At 39.2% G+C, this 21,177-nt stretch carries 21 protein-coding genes and 1 other annotated feature; all 21 genes read left to right on the top strand.

Going from position 1 to position 21,177, the window contains the following annotated elements:
- The first annotated feature begins 6 nt into the window (after positions 1-6).
- The 21 genes from sigE to pyrE all read left to right on the top strand — a co-directional run bounded on the left by sigE (position 7) and on the right by pyrE (position 21,157).
- Positions 7-726, top strand: a complete 720-nt coding sequence (gene sigE / locus IEV74_RS06105) for an RNA polymerase sporulation sigma factor SigE (RefSeq protein ID WP_188454476.1) — start codon at positions 7-9, stop codon at positions 724-726.
- Positions 727-853: 127 nt separating this feature from the next.
- Positions 854-1,633, top strand: a complete 780-nt coding sequence (gene sigG, locus IEV74_RS06100; protein WP_099158004.1) for an RNA polymerase sporulation sigma factor SigG — start codon at positions 854-856, stop codon at positions 1,631-1,633.
- Between the two features lie 132 nt (positions 1,634-1,765).
- Complete coding sequence (locus IEV74_RS06095; RefSeq protein WP_188454475.1) at positions 1,766-2,032, top strand: YlmC/YmxH family sporulation protein; 267 nt, start codon at positions 1,766-1,768, stop codon at positions 2,030-2,032.
- A 58-nt stretch (positions 2,033-2,090) separates the two neighbouring features.
- Positions 2,091-2,900, top strand: coding sequence for a peptidoglycan editing factor PgeF (pgeF, locus tag IEV74_RS06090; RefSeq protein WP_188454474.1), 810 nt, complete (start codon positions 2,091-2,093; stop codon positions 2,898-2,900).
- Positions 2,901-2,927: 27 nt separating this feature from the next.
- Positions 2,928-3,608 carry a YggS family pyridoxal phosphate-dependent enzyme gene (locus IEV74_RS06085; RefSeq protein ID WP_188454473.1) on the top strand — a complete coding sequence of 227 codons (681 nt, stop codon included), beginning with the start codon at positions 2,928-2,930 and terminating at the stop codon, positions 3,606-3,608.
- 9 nt (positions 3,609-3,617) lie between these two features.
- The gene (locus IEV74_RS06080) at positions 3,618-4,055 is read left to right on the top strand and encodes a cell division protein SepF (RefSeq protein WP_188454472.1); all 438 of its coding nucleotides are present in this window, start codon (positions 3,618-3,620) and stop codon (positions 4,053-4,055) included.
- A 6-nt stretch (positions 4,056-4,061) separates the two neighbouring features.
- Positions 4,062-4,328, top strand: a complete 267-nt coding sequence (locus tag IEV74_RS06075; protein ID WP_188454471.1) for a YggT family protein — start codon at positions 4,062-4,064, stop codon at positions 4,326-4,328.
- An 11-nt stretch (positions 4,329-4,339) separates the two neighbouring features.
- Positions 4,340-5,113, top strand: a complete 774-nt coding sequence (locus tag IEV74_RS06070) for a YlmH family RNA-binding protein (protein WP_188454470.1) — start codon at positions 4,340-4,342, stop codon at positions 5,111-5,113.
- Positions 5,114-5,214: 101 nt separating this feature from the next.
- Positions 5,215-5,718, top strand: a complete 504-nt coding sequence (locus tag IEV74_RS06065; RefSeq protein ID WP_188454469.1) for a DivIVA domain-containing protein — start codon at positions 5,215-5,217, stop codon at positions 5,716-5,718.
- A 59-nt stretch (positions 5,719-5,777) separates the two neighbouring features.
- Positions 5,778-5,998, top strand: a binding site (T-box leader).
- Between the two features lie 283 nt (positions 5,999-6,281).
- Positions 6,282-9,044 carry an isoleucine--tRNA ligase gene (gene ileS, locus IEV74_RS06060; protein ID WP_188454468.1) on the top strand — a complete coding sequence of 921 codons (2,763 nt, stop codon included), beginning with the start codon at positions 6,282-6,284 and terminating at the stop codon, positions 9,042-9,044.
- Between the two features lie 380 nt (positions 9,045-9,424).
- The gene (lspA, locus tag IEV74_RS06055; RefSeq protein ID WP_188454467.1) at positions 9,425-9,895 is read left to right on the top strand and encodes a signal peptidase II; all 471 of its coding nucleotides are present in this window, start codon (positions 9,425-9,427) and stop codon (positions 9,893-9,895) included.
- Positions 9,892-10,803, top strand: coding sequence for an RluA family pseudouridine synthase (locus tag IEV74_RS06050; RefSeq protein ID WP_188454466.1), 912 nt, complete (start codon positions 9,892-9,894; stop codon positions 10,801-10,803). The genes lspA and IEV74_RS06050 overlap by 4 nt, the downstream gene beginning before the upstream one ends.
- A gap of 256 nt (positions 10,804-11,059) precedes the next feature.
- Positions 11,060-11,602, top strand: coding sequence for a bifunctional pyr operon transcriptional regulator/uracil phosphoribosyltransferase PyrR (gene pyrR, locus IEV74_RS06045; protein ID WP_188454465.1), 543 nt, complete (start codon positions 11,060-11,062; stop codon positions 11,600-11,602).
- 137 nt (positions 11,603-11,739) lie between these two features.
- Positions 11,740-12,660, top strand: coding sequence for an aspartate carbamoyltransferase catalytic subunit (locus IEV74_RS06040; protein WP_188454464.1), 921 nt, complete (start codon positions 11,740-11,742; stop codon positions 12,658-12,660).
- On the top strand, positions 12,620-13,900 hold the full coding sequence (gene pyrC, locus IEV74_RS06035; RefSeq protein WP_188454463.1) for a dihydroorotase: 1,281 nt from the start codon (positions 12,620-12,622) through the stop codon (positions 13,898-13,900). The genes IEV74_RS06040 and pyrC overlap by 41 nt, the downstream gene beginning before the upstream one ends.
- Positions 13,893-14,993, top strand: a complete 1,101-nt coding sequence (locus IEV74_RS06030) for a carbamoyl phosphate synthase small subunit (RefSeq protein WP_188454462.1) — start codon at positions 13,893-13,895, stop codon at positions 14,991-14,993. Before pyrC ends, IEV74_RS06030 begins: the two co-directional genes overlap by 8 nt.
- On the top strand, positions 14,986-18,186 hold the full coding sequence (carB, locus tag IEV74_RS06025) for a carbamoyl-phosphate synthase large subunit (protein WP_188454461.1): 3,201 nt from the start codon (positions 14,986-14,988) through the stop codon (positions 18,184-18,186). The genes IEV74_RS06030 and carB overlap by 8 nt, the downstream gene beginning before the upstream one ends.
- Complete coding sequence (locus IEV74_RS06020) at positions 18,183-18,935, top strand: dihydroorotate dehydrogenase electron transfer subunit (RefSeq protein ID WP_188454460.1); 753 nt, start codon at positions 18,183-18,185, stop codon at positions 18,933-18,935. Before carB ends, IEV74_RS06020 begins: the two co-directional genes overlap by 4 nt.
- Positions 18,932-19,846 (top strand): dihydroorotate dehydrogenase, encoded by a 915-nt coding sequence (locus IEV74_RS06015; RefSeq protein ID WP_188454459.1) that lies wholly within the window; start codon positions 18,932-18,934, stop codon positions 19,844-19,846. The genes IEV74_RS06020 and IEV74_RS06015 overlap by 4 nt, the downstream gene beginning before the upstream one ends.
- Complete coding sequence (gene pyrF / locus IEV74_RS06010; protein WP_188454458.1) at positions 19,846-20,559, top strand: orotidine-5'-phosphate decarboxylase; 714 nt, start codon at positions 19,846-19,848, stop codon at positions 20,557-20,559. Before IEV74_RS06015 ends, pyrF begins: the two co-directional genes overlap by 1 nt.
- A complete protein-coding gene (gene pyrE / locus IEV74_RS06005) occupies positions 20,543-21,157 on the top strand; it encodes an orotate phosphoribosyltransferase (protein WP_188454457.1) in 615 nt (204 codons plus the stop codon). Before pyrF ends, pyrE begins: the two co-directional genes overlap by 17 nt.
- The last annotated feature ends 20 nt before the right edge of the window (positions 21,158-21,177 follow it).

Genomic DNA, 21,177 nt, shown 5'->3' with positions numbered 1-21,177 from the left:
TAAAATTTGAGAAAATGGAAACTGCGGATGCGTTTATGGTGGTATAATATTTTAATCAAGCTTGGAATTAAATCTGATGAAATTTATTATATCGGGGGAAGTGAAGCGTTACCACCACCATTATCCAAAACAGAGGAGCAAGAACTTCTTGAGCTCTTGCCAAAGGGTGATAAAGGTGCGCGGGCGATGCTGATTGAGCGAAATCTTCGTCTAGTTGTTTATATTGCACGTAAATTTGAAAATACGGGGATTAACATTGAGGATTTGATCAGTATCGGAACAATAGGATTGATCAAGGCGGTTAATACGTTTAATCCTGAAAAGAAAATTAAACTTGCAACATATGCATCAAGATGTATTGAAAATGAGATATTAATGTATCTTAGAAGAAATAATAAATTAAAATCGGAAATTTCATTTGATGAACCGTTAAACATAGATTGGGATGGAAACGAATTGCTTTTATCTGATGTACTGGGAACAGATGACGATGTAATTACAAAGAACCTTGAAAGCAATGTGGATAAACATTTGTTAAAAAATGCACTGTCAACATTAAATGATCGGGAAAAGCAGATTATGGAATTGCGATTTGGTTTAGTTGGTGAGGAAGAGAAAACGCAAAAAGATGTGGCTGATATGCTTGGAATTTCACAATCGTATATTTCACGTTTGGAAAAGAAAATTATTAGGCGCTTAAAAAAAGAATTTAATAAAATGGTTTAGCCTTGTAAACACTAGATTATCGACATGATTTTACTTTTTTCAGCATAAATATGACTGCATAAAAATCCTTTCAGGGGGAGATACTGTCCATGAAGAACAGCATCTCCAACTGGGAGGGTAGAACAGAATGATTAGACATAAAGTAGAGATATGCGGTGTTGATACATCGAAGTTACCTGTTTTAAAGAATGAGGAAATGAAAAAGCTATTTGTTAAGATGCAGGAGGGGGACATATCCGCCAGGGAAGAACTTGTTAATGGGAATTTACGCCTTGTTTTAAGTGTTATCCAGCGATTTAATAATCGAGGGGAGTACGTGGATGATTTGTTTCAGGTGGGCTGTATCGGATTAATGAAATCAATTGATAACTTTGACCTTGGACATAATGTTCGATTTTCCACGTATGCTGTACCAATGATTATTGGTGAAATCAGAAGATACTTAAGGGATAATAACCCGATCAGAGTTTCAAGATCATTACGCGATATTGCCTATAAAGCACTTCAGGTGAGAGAAAAATTGATTAACAAAACTTCAAAAGAACCTACACCACAGGAAATAGCAGATGAGATGGGTGTACCTCATTCTGATGTCGTATTTGCAATGGATGCTATACAGGATCCGGTATCCTTATTTGAACCGATCTATAATGATGGCGGTGATCCCATCTTTGTCATGGATCAACTAAGTGATGACAAGGATAAAGATGAAAACTGGCTTGATAAGCTTAGTTTGAAAGAGGGCATGATCCAATTAAATGCAAGAGAAAAAATGATATTAAATAAACGATTTTTCCAAGGAAAAACCCAAATGGAAGTTGCCGATGAAATTGGTATTTCACAGGCGCAGGTATCAAGATTGGAAAAAGCCGCCATTCAGCAAATGAATAAACAGATGTTTGAATAAGCCATATCTGGTCAGCGGTATAATCAATGCTTAAAGGGACAGGAAACAACCTGTCCCTTTTCTTGTGCCAAATTTCATATGAAAAAATCCTGTACACCTGCATATATATTTATAATAAGGTGGGTGAGGAATATGATGAAGCTGTCTGAATTGCAGGTAAAAGAAATTATTGTTGTGGAAGATGGTAAACGGTTAGGTCATATTTTCGATCTTGAACTTGATGTTGATAATGGTAAAATACTTTCATTGATCATAATGGGGAAAAAAGCGGGATTGTTTGGAAAAATAGATGAAATAGCTATTCGCTGGGAGCAAATTGTTACGATTGGCTCTGATGTTATTTTAGTTAGAAGAAGTGAAAATTCGCCACAATTATATTTGCAAAATGAAGTGAAATAGTACTCAAGGCGCAAATTATGATAAAATGATACAAGCACATCTAACAGGGGGCATGAAAATGAGTGAGGCCTTTATTCAGAAGGACATATCCTATTTACATATAAAAAGCTGGCAGGATCTAAATCCGAATTTACGTGTTGGTTTTACAACTAGAAATGGCGGTTACAGCAAAGGATCCTTTCAATCCTTAAACATGGGCCTGCACGTTTCAGATGATTATGACGATTGTTTGAATAACAGACAGCAATTAGCAAACAAAATCGAATTTCCTCTAAATGATTGGGTGTCCGGGGAGCAGATTCATTCTAATCAGGTAAAAGAAATTGGAATTCCTGATAAAGGGAAAGGGGCAGTTTCATACCAGGACGCATTAAAAGGTATTGATGGGATGATAACAAATCAAGCTGGTATTTTGTGTACGGCTTTTTTTGCAGATTGCGTTCCATTGTTTTTCTTTGATCCAGTATCTAACTATATTGGTATTGCCCATGCTGGATGGAAAGGCTCCGTGAATCGCATTGCTGAAAAGATGGTCTTAAAGCTGCAGCATTCGGGAGTCGATATCGCGAATCTTTTAGTAGCTATTGGTCCTTGTATTTCAGAGGAATCGTATGAAGTGGATGAGCATGTCATTAGTCATATACCTAATGAATTGGCGGAAAAAACCGCAGTTAAAACAAAACATCATCATTATTTGTTAGATTTAAAACAGTTAAATGTGGAAATCCTTTTGCAATGCGGGATATTACGTAATAATATAGAGGTAACAAATTTTTGCACGTTACGTGATGAATCGTTATTTTTTTCACACCGCAGGGATAAAGGTAAAACCGGAAGAATGCTGGGGTATATTGGGTATAAACCTTGACAATGCTAGAGGGGAGAGAACGAAAGAGTGACTGTAGCAGCAAACCTTGAAGAAATTCGCACAAACATAAGACAAGCCTGCAAAAGGTGCAATCGCAATCCTCGGGAAATTACAATTATTGGTGTAACGAAATATGTTACAATAGAACGAACAGAGGAAACGATTGAAGCTGGCATTAAAAATCTTGGTGAAAATCGTCTAGAAGGATTATTGGAAAAGTATAATACCATACAAAACAGAGCAACATGGCACTTCATAGGGACGTTGCAATCCAGGAAGGTGAAGGATGTAATTGATAAGGTTGATGCCGTGCATTCGCTTGATCGTAAATCGTTAGCAAAAGAGATTAACAAACGTGCAGCTAAACCTATCAATTGTTTTGTTCAAGTAAATGTAAGTGGAGAGGAGTCGAAACATGGACTTGCTCCCGAACAGGTCATGCCATTTGTTGAAAGTATAGATAACTATGAAAATATCCGTATAGTCGGATTAATGACAATGGCACCCCATGTTAAGGATGAGGCGATGATTAGGAATACATTTAGAAATTTAGCGGTATTAAGGGGAACGATCCAAGATAAAAATCTTGAGCATGCACCATGCCAGTTTTTATCAATGGGAATGAGTAATGATTACCAAATTGCGATTGAAGAAGGTGCTACACACATCCGCATTGGGTCGAAATTGGTTGGGACTGAATACGAGTGAGGTGAAATCATGACCATTAAGAACAAAATTAAAACATTTTTTACGATGGATGATGAATATGAATATGTAGAAGAAGAAATTGATTTACCAGAGGAAACATCAATCCCGCAAAGAAGAAGTCAAAAAGGGCAAAATGTAGTAAATTTAAAGAGTATGCAGCAGCCTTCATCTAAGGTGGTGCTTTCTGAACCAAGATCGTACAATGAAGTCCAGGAAATAGCGGATAACATCGTGAACAGACGTGCAGTTGTCATAAATCTGCAGCGCGTTGATCACAATCAGGCAAAACGGATTGTTGATTTTTTGAGCGGGACTGTATACGCCGTTAACGGTGACATTCAGAAGCTTGGAACACAAACATTCCTATGTGTGCCGGATAATGTCGATGTTTCTGGTACGATTTCGGAAGCATTTGCAGATGAGAATGAATTTGAAAGAGGGTGGTAGCCAATTATGGTCCAATTATGGAATATTTTAGATACTGCTATTGTAATATATAGCTATGCATTGATTGTCTACATTTTTATGTCATGGTTTCCGGGAGCACGGGAATCAGCATTTGGTAATCTATTAGGCAGAATAACCGAACCATACTTAGAACAATTTCGTAAAATTATTCCCCCATTAGGAATGATTGATTTGTCCCCTATCGTAGCAATTTTTGTTCTGTATTTAGCAAGAATGGGGCTGCTTGAGCTTTTTAAAATGATTTTATTTTAAGGTAGTGTATGATGGATATTTATCAGCATTTTCGCAAGGAAGAACAACCCTTTATAGATAAGGTACTATCGTGGAAGGAACAGGTAGAACAAACGTATCAAAATAAGCTTACCGACTTTCTCGACCCAAGAGAGCAGCAAATTATGGACATATTAATCGGCACTAACAATGATGTTGTATTGCATGTTTTTGGCGGGGGAATACATACCGAAAGAAAACGAACGCTTTTAGCCCCGTTTTATGAAGAAATTACGGATGATAAGTTCGACCTAACGTTAATGCAAGCAACATATCAGGATAAATTTATTACCCTAACCCATAGGGATGTGATGGGGGCATTTTTATCTCTTGGGATCAAGCGGAAAAAGCTTGGCGATATATTTGTTGGCAATGGCATTTTACAAATTCTCATGGCTAATGATATTGCCCCGTTTGTTAGTGCTAATCTTACATCTATAAAGAAGGCCAAAATTAAGCTGGAAGAAAAAATGCTTTCCCAGCTTGTAGAGGTTGAAAAAAATTGGATAGCATCAGATAAAACTGTCTCATCATTACGATTAGATGCTGTGTTGAAGGAAATATATCATGTATCAAGAAAAGATTCAGTCGATTACATCAGGAAAAATCTAGTTAAAGTAAATTATAAAGTAGTAGAAGATCCTGCTTTTGTTTTGCAAGAGGGGGATCTCATTTCCGTTCGTGGGAAAGGCAGAAGTAAATTAAGCAGCATAAACGGACAAACGAAAAAAGAAAAATGGAAAATTTCTACTGCCGTTTTAAAATAATTTAACCTATTTTGCAGGAACTTTTCGTTTCATGTCGAATCATAACGTAATAAGCTATTATATTTTCATTTTATGCAATTATTCGTAAGGAGGTGGCCTTTGTGCCATTATCGCCGTTAGATATTCACAATAAAGAGTTTACAAGAAGTTTTCGCGGATATGATGAGGATGAGGTCAATGAATTTTTAGACCAGGTAATTAAGGATTATGAAATCGTTATCCGTGAGAAAAAAGATTTAAAAGAACAGGTTGAACAATTAAATGAAAAGCTTGGGCACTTTACTAATATTGAAACAACACTAAACAAGTCGATTCTTATTGCTCAGGAAACCGCCGAGGAATTAAAAGGCAATGCAACAAAGGAATCCAAATTGATTATTAAAGAAGCAGAGAAAAATGCTGACCGGATTATTAACGAATCACTAGATAAATCCCGCCGCATTTCATTGGAAGTAGAGGAATTGAAAAAACAGGCTAAAGTTTTCCGGACACGTTTAAGAATGCTTGTTGAGGCTCAGTTAGATATGATTGGAACCGATGATTGGGATAAAGTGTTCAACGAGGAAATGGGCGAAGAACTGGAATATGCAGAAAATAAATCATAAGCCTTGACGATAGGGCAATTTATGCATATAATTCTTACACATAGTTCTTGATAATAATAGAACGTACGATGACGGAGACAGTAAAAAAGCAAGGTGTCTGTTAAGCGAGTCAGGGCATGGTGGAAGCCTGATGCAGAAATGCTTTTAGAATATCACTCCCGAGTATCCATTCGAACAGGCAGCTTAGTAGAAATGGACGGTTCATTCACGTTACGAATTTCGAGTGAATTTAATTATTTAAATTTATTAGGGTGGTACCGCGAGTCTTCTCGTCCCTTTCTGGGATGCTGAAGGCTTTTTTTATAGTTAATTGTTGTTTTCAAAGGTACTGTTTTTGACACAAAATCCGTGTAATGCGACATAAATGCTTGTGGTGATTTTGCATCATTTTGGACGCTCTCTGGTCCCGCAGCCCGTATTTCGCGGAAAGCATCCGCCCGCAGCGATCCCGGACGGCGACCCGAGAATATTACGTCGCAGTTTACGGAAACAGTGCAATTAATAAACAACAAAATTTATCAAATAACCTTTATGTTAAAGAGTAATTAAGGAGGAATTGCATCATGGATTACAAAGAAACATTGCTAATGCCAAAAACAGAATTTCCAATGCGCGGAAATTTGCCGAATAAAGAACCACTAAGACGAAAAGAATGGGATGAAACAAACCTTTACGAAAAAAGTCTTGAAAGAACAAAGGGGAGACCATTGTTTATCCTTCATGATGGACCTCCATATGCCAATGGTGATTTGCACATTGGTCATGCATTAAATAAAATTTTGAAAGACTTTATTACACGTTATAAATCAATGGCAGGTTATCACGCACCGTATATTCCTGGCTGGGATACACACGGACTGCCGATTGAAACTGCATTGACCAAGAAGAAAAAAGTGGACCGTAAAAAAATGAGTGTCGCTGAATTTAGAGAAAAATGTGCTCAATATGCAATGGGCCAAGTCGATAACCAGCGTTCGCAATTTAAAGAACTGGGTGTTCGAGGTGACTGGGATCATCCATACATTACGCTTACAAAGGATTACGAAGCAGCACAAATTCGCGTATTCGGTGAAATGGCGAAAAAAGGCTATATCTATAAAGGATTAAAGCCTGTTTACTGGTCACCATCATCTGAATCAGCACTCGCCGAAGCTGAAATCGAATATCATGACAAACGTTCTCCATCCATTTACGTTGCCTTTCATGTAACAGATGGTAAAGGATTGCTCGATGGCGATGAGAAATTCATTATCTGGACAACGACTCCATGGACGATCCCAGCAAATCTTGGAATTAGTTTACATCCTGATTTAGAATATGCTGTAGTTGCTGCAAGCGGCGAAAAATACGTTGTTGCACATGATTTATTAGAAGCAGTCGCTGAAGAACTTGAATGGGAAGATCCTGAGGTTGTGAAGACATTCAAGGGTCAGGAAGCTGATAAAATTGTTACAAGACATCCTTTTTATGATCGTGATTCACTTGTAATGCTAGGTGATCATGTCACTACTGATGCAGGTACCGGCTGTGTTCATACAGCACCAGGTCATGGGGAAGACGACTTTTATGTATGCAGAAGATATGGAATTGATGCTTTATGCCCTGTCGATGAAAAAGGTGTCTTTACAGATGAGGCTCCAGGATTTGAAGGTGAATTCTATGATACAGCTAATAAAGCTATTACAGAAAAATTGGAAGAGGTTGGCGCATTACTAAAACTAAAATTCATTATACACTCGTATCCACATGACTGGCGTACGAAGAAACCAACTATCTTCCGTGCGACATCACAATGGTTCGCATCCATTAAAGATTTCCGTCAAGATATTTTAGACGAAATAAAACGGATCAATTGGTATCCAAATTGGGGAGAAACACGACTATATAACATGGTTCGCGACCGTGAGGACTGGTGTATTTCCCGCCAGCGTACATGGGGTGTGCCAATTCCAGTATTCTATGGTGAAGATAGAACTCCAATTATCACAGACGAAACAATTGAACATGTCTCAAAGCTGTTCAGCGAGCATGGTTCAAATGTATGGTTTGAATGGGATGCAAAGGAACTTTTACCTGAAGGATTTACATCAGAACACAGCCCGAATGGTAAATTTACAAAAGAAACAGATATCATGGATGTATGGTTTGATTCTGGATCTTCACATGAAGCAGTATTAATGGGACGTGAAGACCATAGACGCCCTGCAGATGTATATTTAGAAGGCAGCGACCAGTATCGTGGCTGGTTTAATTCTTCCCTATCTACTGCTGTTGCGGTAACTGGAAAAGCACCATATGAAAATGTGATTAGTCACGGTTTTGTTTTAGATGGTGATGGAAGAAAAATGAGTAAGTCACTTGGTAACGTTATTCTTCCATCTAAAACATTAAAGCAATTAGGTGCAGATATTTTAAGACTTTGGGTATCGTCTGTTGACTATCAAGCAGATGTACGTATTTCAAACGATATTTTAAAACAAGTGTCTGAAACATATCGTAAAATTCGCAACACATTCCGTTTTATGCTTGCAAATATTGCAGACTTTGATCCAGCAAAAGATCGAATTGCGGACGCAGATTTAGAAGATGTAGATCGTTATATGCTGCACCGGTTACAAGGTCTAATTTCAAGTGTCCGTGAAAGCTATGACAAATTTGAGTACTCACCGATCTATCATCAAGTTCATAATTTCTGTTCGGTGGATCTAAGCTCGTTCTATCTTGATTTCGCAAAAGATATCTTATACATTGAAGCAGCAGATGATCATCGCCGCAGAAGTATTCAAACAGTGTATTATGATATTCTAACAAGCTTGGTTAAAGTGCTAACACCGATTGTTCCACATACCGCAGAGGAAGTATGGGGATATATTCCAGGTACCGAAGCAGAATATGTTCAATTAACAGATATTCCAGAACCGAAAAAGGTGTTTGAAAACAATGAAGCGTTAGAAAAATGGGATCACTTCATGAAGGTTCGAGATGATGTTTTAAAAGCACTTGAAGAAGCCCGAAATGGAAAAGTCATTGGTAAATCGTTAGAAGCAAAATTAACGATTGTTGCGAAAGATGAAAAAACAAAGGCAGTGCTGGCACAGATTCCACATTTACATCAATTATTAATCGTTTCACATGCTGATGTTACAGATAATGCTGACGGGGCAACTGAATATCGATATGTTGATGTGAAAGTTGAAAAACATCCAGGTGAAAAATGTGAACGCTGCTGGGTAGCTTCAGAAACTGTTGGTGAAGATAAAGAACATCCAGAACTATGTACGCGTTGTGCAGATATTGTGAAAAAGCATTATACAACAGCGGAATAAAGATTGTTAAAAAGTACTCCTCTTTAGAAGATGAGTACTTTTTGGGCTGTTTTTCCAAAAGAAGGCTGCAATTTAAAATGTCGTATTCTATTTAGCAATTAAATAAACTGCGATGTAAATACTATAAACACTTTACATTTTGTGCCGTCATTTTGCCCGCAGCCCATATTCCTATTGGCTTAATAAGTGACATATTTAGTATACTTCATACTATTGGTGGTCCTTAAAAGATCTTATCAGTACCTTACTCATGGTTTCCAGCTTTGTAATGGCAAATACCTGCATTTTACTGAAATTACATCAAACTTTGCGAAAAAAGCCATTTTTTATGATAAAATAAAATGCAGTAGAAGAGTACAGGAGAAATCGGAGGACAGTACATGTATTGGTATTATATTATTGCAGCAATCATTATTGGAATCGATCAGTTCACAAAATGGATTGTCGTAAAAAACATGGAATTATATGAACAAATTGCAATTATTAATGACTTTTTTTATCTGACTTCACATCGAAATACTGGCGCAGCATGGGGGATACTAAAGGGTCATATGATGTTTTTTTATATCATTACAGTAATTGTAATTATCGGTATTATTTTTTACATGCAAAAGTATGCGCGTGAAAGTATATTATTAGCTATCTCACTAAGTCTAATTCTAGGTGGGGCAATAGGTAATTTTATCGACCGTATATTCCGTCAAGAAGTTGTTGATTTCCTTGATTTCATTATATTTAACTATGATTTCCCTATCTTTAATGTAGCAGATTCATCCTTATGTGTTGGTGTTTTCCTTGTGTTAATTGCAACCTTTATTGATGAGAAAAAGAAAGGAAAGACAGCATCATGACCGAGCAGCAATATGAGGTTAAGTCCGAACAAAATAAAATACGAATTGATAAGCTTTTAGCTGAAATTAATCCAGATACATCACGCTCACAGGTGCAAACATGGATAAACCAGGATTCTGTAACGGTTAATGAACGAATGGTAAAGGCAAACTATAAGTGCCAAACAGGTGATATTGTAAAATGGACAATACCTGAAACAAAACCTGCCGAAATTAATCCGGAAAATATAGCACTTGATATCGTCTATGAAGATAGTGACGTCATCGTTGTTAATAAACCAAAGGGAATGGTTGTTCATCCATCTGCAGGACATTCAGGCGGTACACTCGTTAATGCATTGCTTTATCATTGTCAGGACCTGTCAGGAATTAATGGTATAGAACGACCGGGCATTGTCCACCGAATTGATAAGGATACGAGTGGTTTAATTGTTGCTGCCAAAAACGATCAGGCACACGAGTCACTAGCTGTTCAGCTTGCTGCGAAGGATGTGGAGCGTAAATATGAAGCAATTGTTCATGGTGTCATTGAACACGAAAACGGCTTGATTGATGCCCCAATCGCCAGGGATCCAAAAGACCGGCAAAAAATGGGGATAGTGGATAATGGGAAATCTGCTGTTACACATTTTAAGGTAATAAAGCGATATGAACAATTTACACATGTTGAATGCAGACTTGAAACGGGAAGAACACACCAGATCCGTGTACACATGAAATATATAGGATTTCCACTCGTTGGTGATCCTAAATATGGTCCTAGGAAAACACTAGGTAAAAATGGACAGGCGCTGCATGCAAGAGTTCTCGGTTTTACGCATCCCCGGACGAATGAATGGCTGCATTTTGAAAAAGAAGCCCCAAAGGAATTCAGAGATCTTTTGAACCAAATAGAAAAAATGTATTGACAGGCTGATCTGAATTTGACATAATAAATGTAATGAAATAATGACCCTTTAATAATAGTCCCGTGAGGCTAAAAAGGAAACGGAATTTATAGCATAGGTATGGCTGCGTATATCCAATTCCCTTTTTTCCTCATGGAGAAAAGGGAATTTTTAATATCGATTATGGATCATTACATTTTACGGGAATGATTACTGGAAATAGGATCAGCCATATCGCCACCCGGATATGTACGCCTTTGCGATTAGGAGTGACAATGTGAAAAAAAAGACTGAAGTACTTGATCAACCCGCAATCAATCGGGCACTAACCCGGATTGCACACGAAATTGTAGAAAAAAATAAAGGCGGAGAAAACCTTGTGTTAGTTGGTATTAAGACGCGAGGGGTTCCGATTACAAAACGTCTGCAGGACAAAATTAAACAAATAGAGAATATTACTGTTCCTGTAGGTGAACTGGATATCACACTTTATCGTGATGATTTAGAAAAAACGGTTGAAAATGATGAACCGGAACTAAAAGAAACAAACATTGAAGTTGAGCTTACGGGTAAAAAAGTGATTTTGATTGATGATGTACTATTTACCGGCCGTACTGTACGTGCTGCAATGGACGCTGTAATGGATTTGGGAAGACCGTCACAAATTCAGCTTGGTGTACTGATTGATCGCGGTCACAGGGAATTGCCGATCCGAGCCGATTATGTCGGTAAAAACATCCCTACATCTGAACAAGAAATAATTGTCGTTCAATTAATTGAAACGGATGAAGCAGATCAAGTATCGATTTATGAAAAATAAATGAATAGAATGACCTTTAACTAAATCCAGAGAGATTTTCAAGGTCCCATAGAATACGTGTACTTTCACAACACGTGTACCTCTTTGCGGCCTTAAGCAAAGAGGTTTTTTTATGGGGAAAATAAAGGAGGAGCGTCATGCGAAACTTTTTATCTGTTAACCAGTTAAATTCTAAGGAAATTTTTTCGATAATCGAGGCTGCAGAAAGGTTTCGGAATAAGCAGCTATCGATAGATAAACAGGTATTTGCTGCAAATCTTTTTTTTGAACCAAGCACACGCACAAAGATGAGTTTCATTGTTGCACAAAAGAAACTTGGTATAGAAGTTTTAGATTTTCATAGTGAGGCTTCCAGTGTTCTAAAAGGTGAGACACTGTACGATACAGCAAGGACGTTTGAATCGATTGGCGCGAATGTATTAGTTATCCGTCATGGGGATGATACATGGTATGACGAATTAATACATGGGTTACAGGTTCCAATAATTAATGCAGGTGCTGGGAAGGGTGGGCATCCGACACAATGTATGTTGGATTTGGCAACAATTTATCAGGAATATGGTTATTTTAATGGCCTTAAAGTAGTGATTGCCGGCGACATCAAGCATAGCCGGGTAGCTCGCTCCAATGCACAAGCGTTAAAAAAACTTGGAGCAAACGTTTATCTATCAGCGGCGCCTGGATTTGATGATCCTTTACTTGACTTTCCATATCTATCAATGGACGAAGCTGCAGAAATATGTGATGTTGTCATGCTGCTCAGAATCCAGCATGAACGACATGAAGCAATCTATCGGGATTCATGTTATCTAGAAACATTTGGGCTCACAAGGGATAGAGAAAAACGAATGAAGGACCGCGCTATTATCCTGCATCCCGCACCAATCAATCGCGGGATTGAAATTGATACAAGCTTAGTAGAATGTAAGCGATCAAGAATTTTTAAGCAAATGGAAAATGGTGTCTATGTCAGAATGGCCATTATTATGAAATTACTTCACGAATGGGGGATTATCAATGATTCTATTGAAAAACGCAACAAGACTTATGCCATCTAATAAGGTGGAAGGGTGCGATATATTAATTGAAGATAAAAAAATTAAAGCAATCAGCCCATCTATTCCAGAAGATGAAGCACAGATAATTGATTGTGGAGGGAAGATGCTATTCCCGGGATTTATTGATGTTCACATCCATTTACGCGAGCCGGGCGGAGAGCATAAAGAAACAATTAGAACAGGAACACAGGCTGCTGCAAGAGGAGGATTCACAACAGTTTGTTCCATGCCAAACACAAACCCTGTTCCGGATAAAGCGGAAACAATTTCAGGGCTTTTAGATAAAATTCATCAAGATGCTGTCGTACGAGTATTACCGTATGCAGCGATTACAAAAGGATTAAAAGGTGAGGAACTAACTCCAATCCAAGACTTAGCGAATAATGGAATAGTTGCTTTTACAGACGATGGTGTCGGGGTTCAAACAGCAGATTATATGCTTCGCGCAATGAAGAAAGCGGCTGCGTGCGGAAAGCCGATCGTTGCTCATTGTGAGGATAACTCAATTGTTTACGAAGGTGTCGTACATGATGGGGAAGTTAGCGGAAGGTTACAGCTTCCAGGGATTCCGTCATTGGCCGAATCGGTGCAAATCGCCCGAGATGTTCTTTTAGCGGAAGCTAGCGGCTGCCATTATCATGTCTGTCATGTAAGTACAAAAGAATCCGTTCGGGTGATTCGTGATGCTAAAAAAGCGGGTATAAACGTGACAGCTGAGGTAACACCGCATCACCTGCTGTTAAATGAAACTGCAATAATAGAAGACAATGCAAATTTTAAGATGAATCCACCATTACGGGCTAAAGAGGATCAGAAAGCACTGCTCGAAGGATTACTGGACGGTACAATTGATTTTATCGCAACAGACCATGCACCACATGCTGAAGATGAAAAAGCACTAGGATTTCGCAAGGCACCGTTTGGAATTGTTGGCTTGGAGACAGCATTTTCCTTATTAAATACGTATCTTGTAAAAACAAATAAAATTACGCTAAATCAATTGAGCGAGTGGCTTACACGAAAACCAGCGGACGTTTTTGGCTTGCCATATGGCCGACTAGAGGAAGGAGCTATTGCCGATCTAACGCTAGTTGATTTGGAGAAAGAATTCTTTATCGATAAACACAGCTTTTATTCAAAAGGAAAAAATACTCCATTTCATGATTGGAAAGTATCGGGAGAACCAGTGCTAACGATCGCTGAAGGAAAAATTGTCTACGAGGGGGATCTGCATGAATAAAAGACAGCTAGTTTTAGAAGATGGTTCTGTATTTATTGGAGAAGGATTCGGCAGTGAAAATCCAACAAATGGAGAAGTAGTTTTTAACACAGGGATGTCTGGGTACCAGGAAGTAATCTCAGACCCGTCTTACTGTGGACAAATCGTTATGATGACGTATCCGTTAGTTGGGAATTATGGGATAAACCGGGATGATTTTGAAACAGTGACCCCTTTTATTCAAGGATTTATTGTAAAAGAATATTGTGAACATCCTTCTAATTTTCGAAGTGATGAGAGCCTGAGCAGCTTTTTAAAAGCAAATGATATTCCAGGAATTGCTGGTATAGATACACGTAAATTAACAAAAATTATCCGTCGGCATGGAACGATGAAGGGAAGTATAGCTCCACTGGATGAGCCGGCTGATAAAATTGTGGAACGGTTAAAGCTTGCCTCTGAACGTACGGATCAGGTACAACAGACATCAACCGTCAAGCCATATGTTGTACCGGGCCGTGGATTACGAATCGCTTTAGTAGACTTCGGTATGAAACATGGAATTTTACGGGAGCTTACGAAGCGAAATTGTCATGTTACGGTTGTTCCGTATAATTATGGGGCAGAAAATATTTTACGATTAAAACCGGATGGAATTATGCTTACAAACGGTCCCGGCAATCCAAAAGATGTTCCGGAAGCGATTGAAATGATTAAAGATGTTTTAGGGGAAATACCGTTGTTCGGCATCTGTTTAGGACATCAGCTGCTGGCATTATCTTTTGGTGCTGATACAGAAAAAATGAAATTCGGTCATCGCGGCGCCAATCATCCAGTGAAAAATTTAGAAAACGGGAAAACGTATATGACATCACAAAATCACAGCTATGCGGTGATGCCTGAATCTTTAAAGAATACTGACCTTTCCATTACACAAGTCGCTTTAAACGACAATACTGTTGAGGGAATTAAACATCTGAAATTTCCAGCATTCTCTGTGCAATATCACCCTGAAAGTTCACCAGGTCCAGAAGATACTAATCATCTTTTTGATCAGTTTTTACAAATGATTCATCAAACGAAAGCAAAGGACGAGGAGGAAGCATATGCCTAAGAATATGAACATCAATAAAATTCTCGTAATCGGATCAGGACCTATTGTAATCGGTCAAGCTGCAGAATTTGATTATTCTGGTACACAAGCATGTCAAGCGTTAAAAGAAGAAGGGTATACAGTGATATTAGCTAACTCAAATCCAGCTACAATCATGACTGATCATACAGTAGCGGATAAAGTTTACATGGAACCACTTACGACTGAATTTTTAATTAAAATCATTCGTAAGGAACAGCCAGATGCTTTGCTCCCTACTCTTGGTGGACAAACAGGACTAAACATGGCGGTTGCGCTTGAGAAAACAGGAATATTGTCTGAATACAATGTAGAATTACTTGGCACATCACTGGATGCAATAGAACAGGCGGAAGATAGAGAGAAATTTCGCACATTGATGCGGGAGTTACATGAACCTGTTCCAGATAGCCAAATCGTAAATACGGTAGAGGAAGCAATTGATTTTGCTGACAAAATAGGGTTCCCGGTAATCGTTCGCCCGGCATATACACTTGGCGGCACCGGCGGAGGAATGTGCTACAGTGAAAAAGAATTACGGGAAATCGCTAGAAACGGTTTAGCATTATCTCCGGTACATCAATGTTTAATTGAGAAAAACATAGCAGGATTCAAGGAAATTGAATATGAGGTAATGCGTGACAAAAACGACCAGGCGATTGTTGTATGTAACATGGAGAACGTTGACCCGGTTGGAATTCATACTGGTGATTCCATTGTTGTTGCACCATCGCAGACATTGAGTGACAGGGAATATCAGCTGTTGCGAAACGCGTCATTGAAAATTATTCGGGCACTGCAAATTGAAGGTGGATGTAACGTACAGCTAGCACTGGATCCGGATAGCTTTAACTATTATATTATCGAGGTAAACCCACGTGTAAGCCGATCGTCAGCATTAGCGTCTAAGGCAACAGGCTATCCAATCGCGAAAATGGCAGCAAAAATAGCGGTAGGCTTAACATTGGATGAAATTATCAATCCAATAACAGGTAACACATACGCATGCTTCGAGCCTGCGCTTGACTATGTAGTGACAAAAATTCCACGATTCCCATTTGATAAATTCGTAAGCGGTGATCGCCACCTTGGCACACAGATGAAAGCAACAGGAGAAGTCATGTCAATCGGCCGTAATTTTGAAGAGTCATTGTTAAAAGGAATCCGTTCACTTGATATTGGTACAGAAGAGCTTTGGTTAAAGAGCCTAGTAGATCTTTCGCTTGAGGAGCTTAAGGCGAGGTTACCGAAAGCGGATGATGAGCGATTATTTGTTCTAGCTGAAGTATTCAGGCGCGGGATGACAGTGGAGGAAATTTTCCAAATTACGAAGATAGATCGATTTTTCCTAGTAAAAATTGAAAAATTAATCGAACTGGAAAAAACGTTAAGGCAAAACAAATTTTCACAGGAAATCCTGGAAGCTGTAAAAATATTTGGATTCCCGGATGCGCATATTGCACGATTATGGGATGTATCAGTAGATGAAGTGTATAACATGCGTATGGAACATGACATGAACCCTGTTTACAAAATGGTTGATACGTGTGCAGCTGAATTTGAATCGGAAACACCTTATTTCTATAGCACGTATGAAGATGAAAATGAATCGGTCCAATCGAATCATAAAAAAGTGCTCGTACTTGGTTCCGGTCCAATCCGAATCGGTCAGGGGATTGAGTTTGACTATGCAACGGTACATTCTGTTTTAGCAATTAAAGAAATGGGCTACGAAGCTATTATTATGAACAATAATCCGGAAACAGTTTCGACGGATTTCAGTATTTCAGATAAATTATATTTTGAACCACTTACATTAGAAGACGTTATGCATGTTGTTAACTTGGAACAGCCTGAAGGGGTAATTGTTCAGTTTGGTGGGCAAACGGCAATTAATTTAGCGGAAGGACTGCAGCGTCGCGGGGTAAAAATCTTAGGAACAAATTTAGAGGCGATTGATAAAGCGGAAGACCGGGATAAATTTGAACAGCTTCTTAACGATCTGGAATTGCTGCGTCCAAAAGGGAAAACAGTATTAAAATTAGAACAAGCTGAAGCTGTAGCTAATGATATTGGCTATCCAGTTTTAGTTAGACCATCATACGTAATTGGCGGGAGCCGTATGGAAATTGTGTACGATAACGAGGAGCTGCACGCTTACTTGGAAAAATCAGTTGATACTGGTAATGGCCATCCGATTCTGATCGACAAATATATTACTGGTATTGAAGTGGAAGTTGATGCCATCAGTGACGGGGATACAGTGATTGTTCCGGGAATCATGGAACACATTGAGCGTTCTGGTGTTCACTCGGGCGATTCGATTGCGGTTTATCCGCCACAGCGCATTAGTGATGCAGTGAAGCAAGATTGCATGGAGGCAACTGTGAAAATTGCCCGCGGGTTAAATGTTAAGGGTCTAGTCAATATCCAATTTATCATTCGGAATGACGACGTGTATGTCCTTGAGGTTAACCCGCGAGCAAGCAGAACGATACCATTCCTGAGTAAGATTACTGGTGTTACAATGGCAAATGTTGCAACACGTTGTATCCTAGGAGAGTCACTTACGAGCATGGGCTATGAATCCGGTATCTTACCCGAACAGGATGCGGTTTCTGTCAAAGTACCTGTCTTCTCCTTTGAAAAATTACGCAGCGTTGACACGATCTTAGGACCAGAAATGAAATCAACTGGTGAAGCAATCGGTCATGATAAAACATTGGAAAAAGCGTTATATAAAGGTTTGGTCGCTTCGGGATTATCTATACCGCAAGAAGGCGCTGTTCTCTTAACCGTAGCCGATAAAGACAAAGCAGAAACAATGGAGATAGCAAGGCGTTTCCACCAATTAGGCTTCCAGCTGTATGCAACAACAGGCACGGCTAGAAGTGTGAAACAGCAAAACATTCCAGTCACCGAGGTAGGAAAAGTTGGCTCGGATGAACCGAATGTATTGTCCATCATTGAAAATGGCGATGTGCAATTCGTCGTAAATACACTGACATCTGGTAAAAAGCCGCGATCTGATGGGTTTATGATTCGCCGGGAAGCGGTTGAACATGGAATTGCCTGCTTAACAAATTTAGATACAGCGAATGCAATTTTAAATGTGATCGATTCCACTACATTCAGCGCACGTCCAATTACTGGCAAAAAGGTCATCCCGTCATGAAGAAACAATTAGAGATGGTTGTGGAAAAAGTAAATGAGATTGCGTTAGATACAATTGAAATGACACTATCCAATGTACACGCAGCAAAAACCGCGCAACCAGGGCAGTTTTTGCATCTGCAGGTTGAAGGGCACGCACTAAGAAGGCCGATTTCGATTGCAGATATAGACCGTGAAAATAATTTTCTTACTGTCCTTTTTAAAAAATTAGGTGATGGAACAAAACGACTGGCAATGTATAGACCTGGGATGACCATTGACGCATTAGGTCCAAGCGGAAACGGTTTTTCGTATGAACCATCTATGAAAACAGTGTTATTGATTGGTGGGGGAATTGGAATCCCACCACTTTATAACCTGGGGAAACAGCTTAAAAACAAAGGAATCAAGGTTATAGCTGTCCTTGGGTATCAATCTAAGGAACATGTATTTTATGAAGAAAAATTTAACGAACTAGGTGAAACCATTGTTGTAACAAACGATGGAAGTTACGGATCTAGAGGCTTTGTCACAAATGTGTTGGATCAGGTAGCTGACTTTGATTATTACTTCTCTTGCGGTCCGGTTCCAATGCTTAAGGCAGTTACAAAGGCTTTGCATGGTCATCAAGGATATATTTCACTGGAAGAGCGAATGGGCTGTGGTATTGGAGCATGCTTTGCGTGTGTTATCCCTACAGATACTGAAGGTGGATACCGAAAAATTTGTAAGGATGGCCCCGTGTTTGCAGTGAATGAGGTGATATTATGATAGATTTGACCATGGATTTACCAGGTTTAAATCTTAAAAATCCAATCATGCCTGCTTCAGGGTGTTTTGGATTCGGCAGGGAGTATAGCGAATTTTACGATTTAAGCAGGCTTGGCGCTGTCATAATGAAAGCCGCAACTGGTGATGTTCGTTACGGAAACAATACACCGCGAGTTGCTGAAACGTCATCTGGAATGCTAAATGCGATTGGGCTGCAAAATCCGGGTGTGGAAAAAATTATTGAAAATGAGGTCCCGTTTCTAGCAAACTATGCTATTCCGATTATTGCAAATGTAGCAGGCAGCACGCTAGAGGAGTATGTGAAGGTTGCTTTAGCATTTAACAAAACGGAATCTGTAAATGCGCTGGAATTAAATATCTCTTGTCCAAATGTTAAAGAGGGCGGCATCCAGTTTGGGACTGATCCAGATATGGCGGCAACCGTGACGGAAAAGGTAAAAGAAGCTAGCAATCTGCCGGTGTATGTTAAGCTATCGCCAAACGTATCGGATATTGTTGGGATGGCAAAAGCTGTGGAAAAAGCTGGCGCAGATGGTCTTTCCATGATCAACACGTTAACGGGTATGCAAATCCATTTGGAAACTAAAAAGCCATTGTTAGCCAATAAAACAGGAGGACTCTCTGGTCAGGCAATCAAACCAATTGCTATTCGGATGATTTATGAAGTGAAACAGCACGTGACGATCCCAATTATCGGCATGGGCGGCATTTCAACTGCCGAGGATGTCCTGGAATTTTTGCTTGCAGGTGCTAGTGCAGTCGCAGTTGGGACAGCCAATTTCCAAAATCCATGTGTTTGTCCGGAAATAATTGATGCATTGCCGAGAACGCTTGAACAATACGGGTTTCAGTCTGTGCTGGATGCAGTAGGAAAGGGGTATGAAGCGTAATGAATAATATGTTTGTAGCGTTGGATTTTCCTACGTGGACGGAGGCAAAGAGTTTTCTGGATCAGCATGAATTGCATAGCGTTCCCGTAAAAGTTGGTATGGAGTTATTTTACCGTGAAGGGCCAAGCATTATCGAAAAATTAAAGCGTGACAATCATGCTATTTTTCTAGATTTGAAGCTTCATGATATCCCAACGACCGTAATGAAGGCAATGAAAAACCTTGCCAAGCTTGAGGTGGATATCGTAAATGTTCATGCACTCGGGGGCAGTGAAATGATTCAGCGGGCAAAAGAAGGTTTATTATTAGGGTCTAACACGAATCATGAAACAAAGCTTATAGCGGTTACTGTACTTACCTCAATGGATAATTATAGTATGAATAACGAATTAAAGATACCAGGAAATGTACAGGAAAATGCTGTCCATTTTGCGGAATTTGCACGTGAAAATGGTGCAGATGGTGTAGTATGTTCTGTTCACGAAGCCAAACGAATTAAAGAGGTATGCGGATCAGCATTTTTAACTGTAACACCAGGAATTCGACTTCAGGAATCGGATATAAATGACCAAAAGCGTGCAGCAACACCTAGGCTAGCACGTGAAAATGGTGCAGATATTCTAGTGTTGGGGCGTACTGTCACAGAAGCACAGCACCCTAAAGATGCCTTTGAAAAAGTAAAAGAGGAGTGGGGATATGGGATTGAGTCGTGAAATAGCAAAGGATTTATTAGACATTAAGGCAGTGCAAATTCGAACGGAAAATTATTTCACGTGGACATCTGGAATGCAATCACCTATTTATTGCGATAACCGACTTACCATGTCCTTTCCAAAAATACGCAGCAAAATTGCTGAAGCTTTTGTCCAGCTAATTGAGCAAATGGATCAAAAGCCCGATGTTATTGCTGGATGTGCGACAGCTGGAATTCCGCACGCTGCATGGCTTGCGGATAGACTTAACCTGCCAATGGTTTATGTTCGCTCAAAACCAAAAGGGCATGGCAAAGGAAATCAAATCGAAGGACTAATTGAAAACGGACAGAGCGCAATCGTGATTGAAGATTTGATTTCTACCGGGGGTTCATCCATAGATGCTGCAAAAGCACTTCGGCTTGAGGGGGTCAATGTGCTGGGCGTTTTGGCTGTATTTACATATGGCCTGGAAAAATCAATAAAACAGTTTCATGCTGCAGAACTGGAATTTCAAGCAATCACGAATTATGATGAAGTACTAAAATTATTGGTTGAAGACGAAATAATAAGCAATGATGATAAAGAAGCATTAGAGGCATGGCGAAATAAGCTCTAAAATATAAAAACACATGACCA

This window comes from Virgibacillus oceani, from assembly GCF_014638995.1.
GTDB classification, from domain to species: domain Bacteria; phylum Bacillota; class Bacilli; order Bacillales; family Amphibacillaceae; genus Virgibacillus_E; species Virgibacillus_E oceani.
This window is presented reverse-complemented; position numbering and strand designations above follow the sequence as displayed.

Bases quoted from the DNA above. Each gene is read 5' to 3' on its own strand.
- sigG (WP_099158004.1), top strand. From the start codon at position 854: ATGATTAGACATAAAGTAGAGATATGCGGTGTTGATACATCGAAGTTA.
- IEV74_RS06095 (WP_188454475.1), top strand. From the start codon at position 1,766: ATGATGAAGCTGTCTGAATTGCAGGTAAAAGAAATTATTGTTGTGGAA.
- pgeF (WP_188454474.1), top strand. From the start codon at position 2,091: ATGAGTGAGGCCTTTATTCAGAAGGACATATCCTATTTACATATAAAA.
- IEV74_RS06080 (WP_188454472.1), top strand. From the start codon at position 3,618: ATGACCATTAAGAACAAAATTAAAACATTTTTTACGATGGATGATGAA.
- IEV74_RS06075 (WP_188454471.1), top strand. From the start codon at position 4,062: ATGGTCCAATTATGGAATATTTTAGATACTGCTATTGTAATATATAGC.
- IEV74_RS06070 (WP_188454470.1), top strand. From the start codon at position 4,340: ATGGATATTTATCAGCATTTTCGCAAGGAAGAACAACCCTTTATAGAT.
- ileS (WP_188454468.1), top strand. From the start codon at position 6,282: ATGGATTACAAAGAAACATTGCTAATGCCAAAAACAGAATTTCCAATG.
- lspA (WP_188454467.1), top strand. From the start codon at position 9,425: ATGTATTGGTATTATATTATTGCAGCAATCATTATTGGAATCGATCAG.
- IEV74_RS06050 (WP_188454466.1), top strand. From the start codon at position 9,892: ATGACCGAGCAGCAATATGAGGTTAAGTCCGAACAAAATAAAATACGA.
- IEV74_RS06040 (WP_188454464.1), top strand. From the start codon at position 11,740: ATGCGAAACTTTTTATCTGTTAACCAGTTAAATTCTAAGGAAATTTTT.
- pyrC (WP_188454463.1), top strand. From the start codon at position 12,620: ATGATTCTATTGAAAAACGCAACAAGACTTATGCCATCTAATAAGGTG.
- IEV74_RS06030 (WP_188454462.1), top strand. From the start codon at position 13,893: ATGAATAAAAGACAGCTAGTTTTAGAAGATGGTTCTGTATTTATTGGA.
- carB (WP_188454461.1), top strand. From the start codon at position 14,986: ATGCCTAAGAATATGAACATCAATAAAATTCTCGTAATCGGATCAGGA.
- IEV74_RS06020 (WP_188454460.1), top strand. From the start codon at position 18,183: ATGAAGAAACAATTAGAGATGGTTGTGGAAAAAGTAAATGAGATTGCG.
- IEV74_RS06015 (WP_188454459.1), top strand. From the start codon at position 18,932: ATGATAGATTTGACCATGGATTTACCAGGTTTAAATCTTAAAAATCCA.
- pyrF (WP_188454458.1), top strand. From the start codon at position 19,846: ATGAATAATATGTTTGTAGCGTTGGATTTTCCTACGTGGACGGAGGCA.
- pyrE (WP_188454457.1), top strand. From the start codon at position 20,543: ATGGGATTGAGTCGTGAAATAGCAAAGGATTTATTAGACATTAAGGCA.